Raw genomic sequence first — 13488 nt, forward strand, 5'->3', positions numbered from 1 at the left:
ATGAACACAGAAATTAATCGCTTAGAAAGGATCTCTAATGCAAGGATGGATTGTCATACCTGTTTCGCTCGCTTATCTTGGCGTTCTCTTTCTCATCGCTTGGTATGGTGATCGTCAAACGAACTGGCTTGCCAAGTGGCGACCATGGATCTACAGCTTATCAATTGCAGTGTACTGTACCTCTTGGACCTTCTACGGAACGGTTGGGCAGGCAAGCAGTAATCCTTGGTCATTCTTACCGATATACATTGCCCCCATTCTTGTTTTTACCTTTGGCTGGCGAGTCCTTGCTCGCTTGGTATTAACCGCAAAACGTGAACACATCACCTCAATTGCTGACTTTATTGCTGCAAGGTATGGGAAATCTCAGGGATTAGCGGTTGCTGTTACGCTCATAGCGGTTGCTGGAATACTGCCTTACATCGCATTGCAGCTTCGTGGCATTACCATGGGGTTAGACATTGTAGCCCCAAACTTAGCGTCCGATTTAGGCTATCAAGAACGGTATGTTTCTTGGTTTGTTGTTGCTGCTTTGGCTATTTTTACCATGCTGTTTGGTACCAGACATATTGATAACACTGAACATCACCGCGGTATGATGATGGCCATTGCTTTTGAATCAGTGATTAAGCTGGTGGCCTTTTTGACCGTTGGTTTTTTTATTATCTATTTGGCTTGGAATCAAGAGCATGTCGACCTTGTCTCAGTTGCCAAGCAGACTTATCAATCGCCAAATATACCGACACTTCTTATTCATACTGCACTGACCATGGTCGCGATAGTCTGTTTACCACGGCAGTTTCATACCATGGTGGTGGAGAATGAGCGCGCTCAAGATCTCCATACTGCCCGTTGGCTGTTCCCGCTCTACCTTATTTTAATGGGGATCTTCGTTCTTCCTATCGCTTGGGTCGGACAAAGCTTACTTGGTGGAAGCCCGGCGGACGCCTACGTGATCAGTGTACCAATGTCAGTGGGTGCCAATAACATCGCACTATTGGCCTTTTTAGGTGGTACATCGGCTGCCAGCGGGATGGTGATTGTCTCGACGATTGCGTTAGCGATCATGGTCTCCAATGACTTGGTGATGCCACTTCTACTGCGTCGTATGCGTATTACAGACCGTAACTATCGTCACTTCTCTGGGTTACTTCTGATCATTAGGCGAGCGCTGATTCTGCTGCTGTTAATCGGTGCATGGGGGTTTTATCAAGCACTTGATACCATTCACTCCTTGTCCGCGATTGGCTTTCTCTCATTTGCTGCGATTACTCAGTTCGCGCCCGCACTTATAGGTGGTATGTACTGGCGTAGAGGCAACCGAAAAGGGGTGTATGTTGGTCTAGCGGTTGGATTTGGTATTTGGCTCATTACCTTAATGAGTCAAACTGGTGTATTAGCTGGAGATGCCAGCAATAATGCACTTATTTGGTTGATTACACCGCCTGAAACACTAAGCGGCTGGGGGATTAAAAGCTCTGACTGGGGAATGCTACTCAGTGTTGTGAGCAATACGGTTTGCTATGTCGTGATTTCAATGATGACACGATCAAGCCTAAGTGAGCGCTTACAGTCGGCCTCTTTTATTGGCACACCAATGCCTGAGAGTGAAAATCAGAGCCTGTATCAAAGTCGTGTTACCGTTGGTGAGTTAGAGATGCTCGCTTCTCGCTTTGTGGGCCGAACGAGAGTGCGTAACGCCTTCAACCAATACTGGACTCAGCAACATGAAACCTTATTGCCTAATCAACAGGCACCATCAACTCTGATTCGTCATACCGAGCGTGTATTAGCGGGTGTTTTTGGCGCATCTTCTGCCAAGTTAGTGCTTACTTCTGCCCTGCAAGGTAAAAATATGCAGCTAGAAGAAGTGGCGACCATTGTTGATGAAGCTTCAGAGCTGTACGACTTTAGCCGAGGCCTGCTTCAGGGGGCGATTGAACACATTGGTCAAGGCATTGCAGTTGTTGATAGACAGCTTAGGTTGGTGGCTTGGAATCAGCGTTATTTAGAACTGTTTGAGTTTCCTAGTGGGCTGATTCAAGTTGGACGGCCAATTTCCGATGTGATTCGCCACAATGCAGAGCATGGGTTATGCGGTCCTGGCGATCCTGAAGACCACGTTCGGCGCCGAGTATCACACCTAGAGCAAGGCACCCGTCATACCTCTTCACGAATTCGCCCTGATGGACGTGTGATTGAGGTTCAAGGTAACCCTATGCCTAGCGGAGGGTTTGTGATGAGCTTTACCGACATCACCGTCTTTAGAGACGCAGAGCAGGCGTTAAAAGAAGCGAACGAAACATTGGAGGTTAGGGTACTAAAACGAACGCAGGAGTTAGAGCGACTCAATAAGCAGTTAGTCAGTGCTACTCAGCGATCAGAGCATGAGTCTCAATCTAAATCTCGCTTTCTTGCTGCGGTTAGTCACGATTTAATGCAGCCCCTCAATGCCGCGCGACTGTTTGCATCATCGCTTTCTGAAGTGGCAAAAGATAAAGAAGTTAAAGGTCTATCAACGCATATTGAGAGTGCGTTAGAGGCGGCAGAAGATCTTATTGGTGATCTGCTCGATATCTCTCGTCTAGAGTCTGGTAAGTTGGATGTCCATATCCAAAGCTTTGCGATTAAAGACGTGCTTGCCAACCTTGACGCTGAATTTAGTGCTTTGGCGAAACAGCAACAGCTCTCATTTAAGATGATTCCATCATCACTACTGGTTCAGTCTGATCCTAAATTACTAAGACGAGTCGTGCAGAACTTTTTGACGAATGCTTTTCGGTATTGCCCAAAAGGTAAGGTTCGTTTAGGGGTTAGGCGAATTGGTGACAATGTTCGAATTGATGTCTGGGACAACGGTATCGGCATTGATGAAGGGAAGCAGCAAGAGATCTTTGAAGAGTTCACTCGAGGAAGCCAAATTCGCTCCGATCAAGGGCTTGGATTAGGGCTTGCGATCTCTAAAGGGATCGCTCATGTATTGGGGCACTCTATCTCTTTACGTTCTTGGCCAGATAGGGGTAGCGTCTTCTCGATTACCCTGAATCGAGCACAGAGCGATGAAATTATTGAGGTTATAACGCCATCACTACCAGTCTCTGATTTGTCTCATTTGAAAATTCTATGTGTGGATAACGAGCAAGAAATTTTAGTTGGAATGGAAAACCTACTGGCTCGCTGGGGGTGTGAGATTAAGACTGCGATGGACTTAGTACAGAGCATGAAGGCACTAGAGAATAGCTGGGTGCCTGATGTTATCTTCTCTGACTATCGACTGGACAATGGTCGTACAGGATTAGAAGTTCTTCAGCAGTGCCGCTTGAGACTAGGGGATAGTTTTAAAGGGGTTATCATCAGCGCGGATAGAACCGATGATATGCTAGAAGGCATCAAGTCTAATGGATTTGCTTTCATTCCAAAGCCAGTCAAACCACTCAAACTTAGAGCAATTTTGAATCAAGTTAACTAGCCTATTTGTTGCCTATTTACCTAGTAGATAAGTGGTATTAACTATCGGCAGAGTTAACTTGATATGCAGAAGTTATTATTGGAAGAGCCGCGAGCGCTCTTCCAATCTATTGCGCTTGGTCAAGCAGTGTTTCATAAGTCACGAATATGGTCTGAGTATCGCCATAATACAGCGTATCACTGGCCTGAGCGGCAACCCTTAACCAGTTTTCATCAGAAGTTGGCGCAGGCAAGCTAATGTGCCATTTTTGGTTAGTCTCATCGACAGATTGCATGGCGATAGGATCCCCTGTTGCTTCTAAGCTATCAACGAGTGAGAGTTTTATGCCCTGTAGAGGCAGCTTTGATGTCAAGCTAAGGTAGAGCTGTTCATCAGTCACGCTTTCTGAGCGGAATTGAATTTTAAACTCGCCATTTTCCATATCGCACAAACCACTAGTGTAACGACAGTTAGATTTACTCAGTAGTTTGTAGGCCTCTCCCTTTTTGGCCGCATGAGGCTTCTCACTAAGGGCCATGTCGGTACCAACGTAAGCGAGAATTGAGAGAACTGGCGTAACAAGCATAGCGACGATGAAGTGCTTACTTTTAAACATATTGGCTTCCTTGCAGCTAAAGACGTTGTGTAGACTGGGTAACTAATTGTAATAATAGATAAAGTACAGCATTGAATAGAATAAAAAAGCCCCCGAAGGGGCTTTTGTGGTTTAGGTTAGATTTTAGTGATCAACCGCATCACCAGCACCCGCTGGCATACGTACATGCTCAACTAAGTCTTTTACTTCTTGTGGTGTTTCAGCGGTTACTTTCGAAACAGCGAATGCCACAACAAAGTTACATACCGCACCAATGGCACCGAATGCGTTTGGCTCAATGCCTAGGAACCAGTTGCTACCCCAGCTTTCTAAGAATTTCCAGTCAGCAACGAATAGAATGCCTTTGTGTTGGAATACGTAGAACAGCGTGATACTGATACCTGCAATCATACCTGCGATAGCACCCTCTTTATTGATCCCTTTGCTGAAGATACCCATCATCAGCGCAGGGAAGATAGAGGAAGCAGCTAGACCGAAGGCGAGAGCAACAGTACCGGCGGCAAACCCTGGTGGATTAAGCCCTAGATACCCCGCGACACCAATTGCTACAGCCATGGATATTCGACTGGCGAGTAGTTCTTTTTTCTCGGATATATTTGGATTGATCACCCCTTTAATCAAGTCGTGCGATATGGAGGAGGAGATCGCTAGCAGTAGACCTGCCGCTGTTGATAGTGCAGCCGCTAAGCCACCCGCTGCGACTAGTGCGATTACCCAGTTAGGTAGTTTCGCAATCTCAGGGTTAGCCAGTACCATAATGTCACGGTCAACTTTTAGCTCGTTTGTTTCTGCGTTAGAAGTATATTGGATGTTGCCATCACCATTAATATCATCAAAGCCTAGAAGTCCTGTTTTCTCCCAGTTTTTAAACCAGTCAGGTCGTTCATCGTAAGCAAGATATTCGCCAGGATTTGGATTTACCGTATCCATCAGGTTTAGACGAGCCATTGCTGATACAGCAGGTGCAGTCGTATAAAGAATAGCAATGAAGAATAGTGCCCAACCTGCTGATGTACGAGCATCACGTACTTTTGGTACAGTAAAGAAACGGATGATTACGTGAGGCAGACCCGCAGTACCAATCATTAGAGACATGGTGTAAACGAACATGTTTAAGGTATCGCCCCGAACTTGGGTGGTATATTCGGTAAACCCGAGTTCGGTGACCACCTGATCGAGCCGGTCGAGCAGATAGACATCGGTTCCGAGCATGGTACTCCCGAGACCTATTTGGGGTAGAGGGTGACCTGTTAGTTGTAGGGAGATGAATATTGCTGGAATAGTGTAAGCTAAAATGAGTACGCAATATTGAGCAATCTGTGTGTAGGTAATCCCTTTCATTCCACCCATTACTGCGTAGATGAATACGATACACATACCAATAACAAGACCGGTTGAGTAGTCCACTTCAAGGAAGCGACCGAAGGCAACACCAACCCCTTTCATTTGACCGATAACGTAGGTTACAGAAGCGATGATCAAACACGCTACAGCAACAACACGAGCCGTCTTAGAGTAAAAACGCTCACCTACAAACTCAGGCACAGTGAACTTACCAAACTTACGTAGGTAAGGCGCTAGAAGTAGGGCAAGTAGTACATAGCCACCCGTCCAGCCCATTAAGAATACTGAACCACCGTAACCCATGAAGGCTATCAGGCCAGCCATCGAAATAAACGACGCTGCTGACATCCAATCGGCTGCGGTTGCCATACCATTAGCGATAGGGTGTACACCACCGCCGGCAACATAAAACTCTTTGGTTGAACCAGCACGCGCCCAAATGGCGATACCGATATATAGGATAAATGTGGCACCTACTACGAGATAGGTGATAGTTTTCAAGTCCATCTGACGTATTCCTTATTCGTCTACATTAAATTCGCGGTCGATCTGTCTCATTTTCCACGCGTAATAAAAAATGATGGCTAAAAATGCATATATAGCCCCCTGCTGAGCAAACCAGAACCCGAGTTTGTATCCGCCTATTTGGAATTGGTTTAGAACATCAACGAACAAGATGCCGCAACCGAACGATACGGTAAACCAAATGACCAGTAGCCCGATCATCAACCTTACGTTTTTGTCCCAGTAGGCCTTGGCGCGATCTTGATTTTCAAATGCCATTGCCGTCTCCTTTTTGTGTTGTTAATAAATTGTTTCATTTTCACAATAGCAAGGACTGGACAATGGATCTTTTCAACTTTAGTCGTGGGCAATAAAGTAAAAACTGTCGAAAAATAGGCTTTTAGGTGAGGCTAGAGGGAAAAGTGTGATGTTAATGCGTTGTTAATTTAGCCAAAGGTCTAATGCTGGTATGCATGATGTATCGCATGATTGTTGTAAAATATTTAGCTTGAACTTGCGTGTTTATGAATAAGTGGTAATTAAATGTAATTTCCTTATAACATTTTGACTATTCAGTCGGCATGTTTGTTATATTGTAACACTCTAAATGGCTTCGCTTAGGAGGGTAAATTGGACGTCGATACTATCAATGGTTTGTTTCTAACCGGAGCAACATTAATCGCAATAAGTGTTCTAGTCAGTCGTGCTTCTTCTAAGCTAGGTGTCCCCATTTTATTAGTCTTCTTATTCGTTGGTATGTTGGCGGGTGAAGATGGCCCCGGCGGTATTAATTTTGATGACTACTCTCTCACTTACCTTGTTAGTAATTTGGCTTTGGCGATTATCCTGCTGGATGGTGGTATGCGAACCAAAGTATCGAGCTTTAAGGTCGCTTTCTGGCCATCACTCTCATTAGCTACGATTGGGGTTGCTTGTACCGCAACACTGACCGGTCTCATGGCATCATGGTTATTTGATCTTACCTTGCTACAAGGCATATTGGTGGGAGCTATTGTTGGTTCGACCGATGCGGCTGCGGTTTTCTCGCTATTAAAAGGTAAAAGCCTTAATGAGCGAGTAGGTGCGACACTTGAAATAGAATCGGGCACTAATGATCCGATGGCCGTATTTTTAACTGTCACCCTCATTACTATTCTATCCAGTCCAGAGATGGATATGGGAATGAACTTTTTACTCACCAGCTTTGCAATGCAGTTTGGTATTGGAGCGTTGGTTGGGTTTGTTGGTGGTTGGTTGTTGTGGTCGTTGGTGAACCGAATCAACCTGCCAGAAGGGATGTACTCTATCTTGGTACTCAGTGGCGGTATTGCACTGTTCGCCTTGTCTACTATTTTTGGTGGCAGCGGTATCCTTACTATCTATATCGTGGGCTTGTTAATTGGTAACAAGCCAACCACGTCTCGCCACTCAATTTTAAGCGTACTCGATGGCATGACCTGGCTTAGCCAAATCGTGATGTTCTTGGTGTTAGGATTATTGGTTACCCCATCAACGCTACTCGAGATAATGCTTCCAGCGTTGGCGTTAGCATTCGGTATGATTCTAATCGCAAGGCCGATCTCAGTCTGGTTAGGCTTATTACCATTTAGAAGCTTTAATACTCGTGAACGTTGGTTTCTTTCTTGGGTTGGACTTAGAGGTGCAGTGCCGATCATCCTTGCTGTATTCCCGATGATGGCAGGGCTACCTAACGCCCAGCTCTATTTCAATATTGCCTTCTTTGTTGTTATGGTTTCATTGATCATTCAAGGTGGCAGTCTGATGAAAGCCGCTTCTCTAGCGAACGTTTCACTACCGCCGAAACCAAGCCCAATCTCTCGCAGTGGTATTGAGATTTTCCCAACCAGTGAGTGGGAGATGTTTGTCTACAAACTTAAGGAAGAAAAGTGGTGTATTGGCGAACCACTTAAACGCCTGACGATGCCAGAAGGGACAAGAATTACGGCATTATTTAGAAATAACACACTGCTGCACCCGTCAGGAAGCACGGTATTGGAAGCGAACGATACATTGTGTGTATTGGGGCAAGATAAGAATCTTGATGCGTTAAGTGAGCTATTTAGTGAAGCCCCTGTTGAACAAGAAGACACGGCACGTTTCTATGGTGATTTCTTTCTTGATGCGACGACCTCAATTCAAAGTATTGTCGAACACTATGGCATTTCAGTTTCATTGGAAGATCAGAGCATAACACTTCAGCAACTGGCGAAAGAACAGATCGGGCAATACCCTGTTCTAGGCGATAGTTTTGATTGGGAAAATCTTCATTGGGTGATTGCAGAAGTGCAGGATCATGAAGTGATTAAGATAGGGTTGTGCTTACCAGAAGAAAACTCGTAGCAGAGTTTACTTCTGGTCTTCACTGAACTAGTTGTGCTGCTCTTGTATAAGAATAACGGCCTGAGTACGGTTTTTAACCCCAAGCTTTCGGAAGATGGCAGTCATATGCGCTTTGATGGTTGCTTCTGAAACACTGAGCTCATAAGCAATCTGCTTGTTGAGTAGCCCATCAGAGAGCATTCCTAGTACCTTATATTGTTGCGGTGTCAGGGCTGAAATTTTTTCTGCCAAATCGTTACAGGCGGCATTGTTGGTGATCAATCCTTCAGGGAAAAATGGGTCGCCGTTAAGGACTTGGTTAAGCGCACTAATTAGCTCTCGCATATCACTTGATTTAGGGATGAAACCAAACGCCCCATGGCTTTTAACCTGACTTACCACCGACGCTTCTTCACTGGCTGATACTACAACAATCGGCAGATCTGGGTATTCAGCTCGAAGGTGAATAAGGCCAGACATACCATTAGCACCGGGCATTTTAAGATCAAGCAACAGCAGATCGGGCTCATCTTCTTTTTTCAATAAGCTAAGAAGTGCATCCAGAGAATCGGCTTCAAGTAAGTTTGCCCCACTGACGGCCATATGAACTGACTGAAATAATGCATTGCGAAATAGCGGATGATCATCAGCAATGATAATGGAATAGGTTGGTTCCATAAGGTTATGCACTTATTAGGAAAAAGTTAAATTTAGTATCACCACTTGAGAGCAGCGTGACAACCAATACAGGCTTATTGCCTGACTTTTCTTCCTAAAATGTGAAAGAGTTGGGTTATCACTCCCAACTCTTAACCGTTTATTAAAATGAAATGGCTAGCTTAAAGAAATTATCTCCTTCGGGTCTAACTCAAGCACAATGTCTGCACCGGTTGTAAGGTGTTTTGCACCTCGTAAATGAGGGTCATCAACCATTAATGTCTGCCCTCCCACCTCAATACCATAACGTATCAAGTGCCCTAGAAACTCACGATGCTTAACCTGACCTGCTAATGTAATGGAATTGTGTGCGGGAGTGTTGTGGCACACCGATAAGCTTTGTGGTCTGAAAATGAGGGAAGTATCGCCTTTCTCTTTGCCATGATATGGGAAGTGAATCCCCGACTCTGTTTCAAAGAAAGAGCCAGAAGCATTGCTTTTAACTTGCCCATTCAGCACGTTAGCCGTGCCAAGGAAATCTGCAACAAACCGATTGGCGGGGTTGTCATAAAGATCAATGGGCTCACCAACTTGCTGGATTACTCCTTGATCTAATACGGCCATCCGATCGGAAATCGTATTGGCTTCCTCTTGGTCATGGGTTACAAATATGGTGGTTAGTCCTAACTGCCGTTGTAGGTCTAATAAGTCTCGACGCATTTGTTCACGTAGGTTCGCATCAAGGTTCGATAGCGGCTCATCAAGTAGCAGCACTCTGGGTTCAACCACGACGGTTCGAGCAATTGCAACGCGTTGTTGTTGCCCCCCTGAAAGCTGAGAAGGACGGCGCTCGGCAAGATGAAATAGTCCGACTAGATTGAGCGCTTCATCGACGCGTTTTTTGATTTCTGGCTTCGCTACCTTGCGCTCTTCAAGGCCATAAGCGACATTTTGCCTAACGGTCATGTGAGGCCAAAGAGCGTAACTTTGAAAAACCATCCCGACATTACGTTTCCAAGGAGGCTGCTCGAGTACACTTTCATCACCTAACAAAATTTGCCCCTGAGGTGTCGGGCCAAAACCTGCAATAGCACGGAGTAGCGTCGATTTTCCTGACCCAGACGGTCCTAAAAAAGCAAAGAACTCGCCCGGTTTTATATCAAGGTTAATGCCTTTGAGTACCTCTGTTTCACCAAAAGAGAGGGTGAGTTCTTTAATCGTAATTCCAGCTTGTTGTTGGGCTTGTAAGCTCATAGAGAATTCCTTTTATCTTAGTGACTTTTTTCGCCGTGGGCTTGGCGAGTGCGTTCAACAATAGTATGAGAGACATAGGTAGCCAGACCGACAATCAGTACAGCAATGACTCCTAGTGCAGCGCCTGGACCACGCCCTGCGGCACTTTGCATGAATATATACAAGCCATAGGCCAATGGCGCATCAGACTCTTGGGAAACAAGCATGATGGTGGCGGAAAGCTCAACGGCTGCGGTCGCAAATGCGGTCACAAAGCCAGCCAGAATACCCGCAGCCATTAAAGGCACTACAATTCGACGGATAGTGGTGGCTCTATTGGCTCCTAAGTTGGAAGAGGCTTCCTCAAGAGATGGGCTAACTTGCTGCAGTGCGGCAACACAAGAGCGTAGAGCGTAAGGAAGCCTTCTTACGGAAAGCGCGATAACAATAATTCCCCACCATGTGGCCATAGAGGTTCCCACGATTGGCAGATCCACATCGTAGAAGGTTCGTAGGTAGCCAATACCTAGAACAACGCCAGGAACAGCAAGAGCAGCCATGGCACCGAAGTCTAGCCATTTACGGCCAACCATTTTTGTACGCCAAACAAGATAAGCGATAGCGGTACCCAGAATGACATCAATAACACCAGCTAACCCCGCATAGAGCAGTGTATTGGTGATGAAGTCAGACGCTTGAGTAATCGCGGTCGTGTAGTGATCGAGAGTGTAGCCATCAGGAAGTGGGCTGTAGCTCCAAATAGTCCCGAACGAGAGTAATAGCAGTGCAAAATGAGGGGCAAGTACGAGCATTAAAATCAGTGCAATGACGGCATAGCAACCAATCATTTCCCCTTTACGAAGTTCACGCTTAGAGAGACCTCCGCCCCCTTTTTGTGTGGTTGAGTAATCTTTTCCTCTAAGTGCTAAAAAAGAGATCCACAGAGCAAACACAGAGAACGCAACTAAGATGACCGAAATTACGTAACCCATTGGATCTGAAATCCCAACCGATGAGATACGTAGGTACGCTTGTGGTGCCAGCATATTGTTGACGTTCAGCAGCAGTGGCGTGCCCAAATCATCAAAAACTTTAACAAAGACTAATGATGCTCCTGCAACGTAACCCGGCATCGCCAGTGGAAATACAATGCGTCGAAATAGCTTCAATCCTGATGAACCGAGTGACTGTGCGGACTCTTCCATAGAGCGATCAATGTTTTGCAGTGCCGCCGATAAGTTTATGAGAATAAATGGAAAATAGTGGACACTTTGGACGAAGATAACCCCATTCAGCCCTTCCATGATAGGGACAGTGAATCCGAGGTACTCGTCGAGAAGCAGATTCATTGTGCCATTTTCGCCAAACAACAACTGCATAGCTACAGCGCCAATGAAAGGAGGCATAATCAGTGGAACAATACCTAATGTCTGAATCAGAACCGTCCCTTTAAACTGGAATCGGCTAGTAAAATAGGCCAGTGGCATAGCGATAATAGAGGCGACGATCACCGACATAAAGGCGACGTAAAAAGAGTTAAAGAATGACTCTCGAAATAGACTCGAACTAAAGAAGTCTTGAAAGTTAACTAAGGTAAAGCCTCCTTCTTGGTTTTGAAACGCAACAAAAATGACTTTAATGACTGGGATAAATAAGAACACGAGGATAAACAAGGCGATAATAATCGCGCTGAGATATAAGCCCCAATCTTCACGGATCTTTTTGATTAGACCATTTTTTCCATTCGAGGTGGTCTTATTATCTTGTGGTAGAGAAACACTACTCATATTAGGCTCCAAATAATTGAGACAAAACTTCCCAGAGCACCACATTTCCAGTGGTGCTTATCGGTATGTTGGGGAAGGGGAATGACTAGAGTAAGTCGAGTGCTTTCTCGGCTAACAGTGATGCCTCGGTGTAGTTGGCAACCACCTTGTTATCCCACGATTGCTCAATTTCAGCTTGGCGAGCCGTAACCTTATCTGTGGCTTTTTTACGCTTTTTAGTAAAGATGCCAGCAAATTCTGGGTCACTTGCCTGTTCAGCGGTGATAGGAAGTTGATTTATAAGAGTCTTAGCTTGCGCAATCATCTCATTCGCTTTTGTGTTGTTATTTCCTTTGGCTTTATCTTCAGCTTCTTGAATAAGCTTCGTTGCATCACGAAGCTCTTCTAGTCGGTAAGTGATCATGACATCGAAAAGGCTGTTAACCACGTTGTAGCGAGATTTAGAAAGGTTGAGGTCAAAGTCGACAGTACCGAGTTTTTCTCCTGTAAACGGGTTTGGAAATCCTTCCGGTGTACTGGCATAAACGGCAGGATTAACCGGCAAGCGCTGAATTTTTTTATTCAGTAGTAGATTTTGCCCTTCTTCAGACAACAAGAAATCAATGAAAGCATTCGCAGCTTCCGGGTTGGCGGCATTCTTTATCTTACCAACATTCGCGGGAACCAGTGCCGTGACCGTTGGGTAGTTAAAGTCAACGGGGAATCCGGTCGCTTTTGACGAGAGGCCAAAGAAATCAATCACGATGCCGATGCCAAATGAACCACTGTTAACCCCATCAGGCACGCCAAAGCTTCGCTCTGTTACTGTCTTGAAGTTACCTGAAATAGCCTTCAAGGTTGTCCAACCTTGCTGCCAACCTTTACCTTGTAAAATAGCCTCTACGGTTAGGTGAGTAGTGCCTGAGCGCGATGGCGCTGACATACCAACATGCTTATGATAAATCGGATCTGCGAGATCTTCCCACTCCTGTGGTACAGGAAGCTTTTTCGCTTTGATGTAGCGTTCATTCCACATCATGCCATAACCCGATAGGGCAAAACCTTTGTAGTAGCCATCAGGATCATTGATAGGGAAGCTGCCAACTTTTTCTGGAATACCGGATACAGAGGATTGATATTGCTCTAACAATTCATTGTCTTTCAGTACTTCAAAAGCATCAGGCGCAGATGCCCAGAAAATATCAGAGGTATTACGTGACTGCGTTTCTTGTAGGTATTTGATGCCTGACGTGGTTTTCTTTTTTAAAATTTCTACTTTGATGTCAGGGTATTTTTTCTCAAAGGCCGTTTTGTATACATCAGTAACGTCATTGGAGAATGAGGTGACGATAGTGAGTTGGTTATCTGTTTTAGCAAAAGCGGATGAGCCACTGAGTGCAAGCGTTAACGCACTGGCTACTTTAAGCAAATTGATTCCATGTTTCATTATTCACTCCATATTAAAATAGTTAAGAGGCGCTCTCGATAAGAGATGCCTCTTAGGTATTCCAATTAGCGTGCCAATGTTAATAAAAGGTTAAATTAAGTATTTTCAATCGCTTATAATTAGATGGCTAGAT

At 45.1% G+C, this 13488-nt stretch carries 9 protein-coding genes; 2 read left to right on the forward strand and 7 right to left on the reverse strand.

Translation table 11 applies throughout. The features are described 5' to 3' along the window. Positions 1-37: 37 nt before the first annotated feature. Positions 38-3469 carry a hybrid sensor histidine kinase/response regulator gene (locus L4C54_RS22630; RefSeq protein WP_428809890.1) on the forward strand — a complete coding sequence of 1144 codons (3432 nt, stop codon included), beginning with the start codon at positions 38-40 and terminating at the stop codon, positions 3467-3469. Between the two features lie 106 nt (positions 3470-3575). Here L4C54_RS22630 and L4C54_RS22635 read toward each other — a convergent pair whose 3' ends face one another. From L4C54_RS22635 to L4C54_RS22645, 3 genes are all read right to left on the reverse strand, one after another. Beyond that, complete coding sequence (locus tag L4C54_RS22635; protein ID WP_428803927.1) at positions 3576-4064, reverse strand: hypothetical protein; 489 nt, start codon at positions 4062-4064, stop codon at positions 3576-3578. Between the two features lie 123 nt (positions 4065-4187). Then, positions 4188-5915, reverse strand: coding sequence for a sodium:solute symporter family protein (locus L4C54_RS22640; RefSeq protein WP_428803926.1), 1728 nt, complete (start codon positions 5913-5915; stop codon positions 4188-4190). Positions 5916-5927: 12 nt separating this feature from the next. After that, on the reverse strand, positions 5928-6191 hold the full coding sequence (locus L4C54_RS22645) for a DUF4212 domain-containing protein (RefSeq protein ID WP_428803925.1): 264 nt from the start codon (positions 6189-6191) through the stop codon (positions 5928-5930). A 351-nt stretch (positions 6192-6542) separates the two neighbouring features. Between L4C54_RS22645 and L4C54_RS22650 the strand changes: the two genes are divergently transcribed. Further along, positions 6543-8273, forward strand: coding sequence for a potassium/proton antiporter (locus tag L4C54_RS22650; RefSeq protein WP_428809891.1), 1731 nt, complete (start codon positions 6543-6545; stop codon positions 8271-8273). Between the two features lie 27 nt (positions 8274-8300). Here the strand turns inward: L4C54_RS22650 and L4C54_RS22655 are convergent, their stop codons facing one another. From L4C54_RS22655 to L4C54_RS22670, 4 genes are all read right to left on the reverse strand, one after another. Beyond that, positions 8301-8930, reverse strand: coding sequence for a response regulator (locus L4C54_RS22655; protein ID WP_428803923.1), 630 nt, complete (start codon positions 8928-8930; stop codon positions 8301-8303). Between the two features lie 156 nt (positions 8931-9086). Next, entirely contained in the window at positions 9087-10163 is a 1077-nt protein-coding gene (locus L4C54_RS22660; protein ID WP_428809892.1) for an ABC transporter ATP-binding protein, read from the reverse strand. 17 nt (positions 10164-10180) lie between these two features. Next, a complete protein-coding gene (locus L4C54_RS22665) occupies positions 10181-11929 on the reverse strand; it encodes an ABC transporter permease (RefSeq protein WP_428809893.1) in 1749 nt (582 codons plus the stop codon). A gap of 85 nt (positions 11930-12014) precedes the next feature. Beyond that, complete coding sequence (locus tag L4C54_RS22670; RefSeq protein ID WP_428809894.1) at positions 12015-13355, reverse strand: ABC transporter substrate-binding protein; 1341 nt, start codon at positions 13353-13355, stop codon at positions 12015-12017. Positions 13356-13488: the final 133 nt, after the last annotated feature.

The organism is Vibrio lamellibrachiae, assembly GCF_050337265.1.
In the GTDB taxonomy this organism is placed as follows: domain Bacteria; phylum Pseudomonadota; class Gammaproteobacteria; order Enterobacterales; family Vibrionaceae; genus Vibrio; species Vibrio kyushuensis.

What these genes read in the sequence shown, in the direction of transcription:
- L4C54_RS22665 (WP_428809893.1), bottom strand. Translation starts at nt 11,929, where the DNA reads ATGAGTAGTGTTTCTCTACCACAAGATAATAAGACCACCTCGAATGGA.
- L4C54_RS22660 (WP_428809892.1), bottom strand. Translation starts at nt 10,163, where the DNA reads ATGAGCTTACAAGCCCAACAACAAGCTGGAATTACGATTAAAGAACTC.
- L4C54_RS22645 (WP_428803925.1), bottom strand. Translation starts at nt 6,191, where the DNA reads ATGGCATTTGAAAATCAAGATCGCGCCAAGGCCTACTGGGACAAAAAC.
- L4C54_RS22635 (WP_428803927.1), bottom strand. Translation starts at nt 4,064, where the DNA reads ATGTTTAAAAGTAAGCACTTCATCGTCGCTATGCTTGTTACGCCAGTT.
- L4C54_RS22640 (WP_428803926.1), bottom strand. Translation starts at nt 5,915, where the DNA reads ATGGACTTGAAAACTATCACCTATCTCGTAGTAGGTGCCACATTTATC.
- L4C54_RS22655 (WP_428803923.1), bottom strand. Translation starts at nt 8,930, where the DNA reads ATGGAACCAACCTATTCCATTATCATTGCTGATGATCATCCGCTATTT.
- L4C54_RS22630 (WP_428809890.1), top strand. Translation starts at nt 38, where the DNA reads ATGCAAGGATGGATTGTCATACCTGTTTCGCTCGCTTATCTTGGCGTT.
- L4C54_RS22670 (WP_428809894.1), bottom strand. Translation starts at nt 13,355, where the DNA reads ATGAAACATGGAATCAATTTGCTTAAAGTAGCCAGTGCGTTAACGCTT.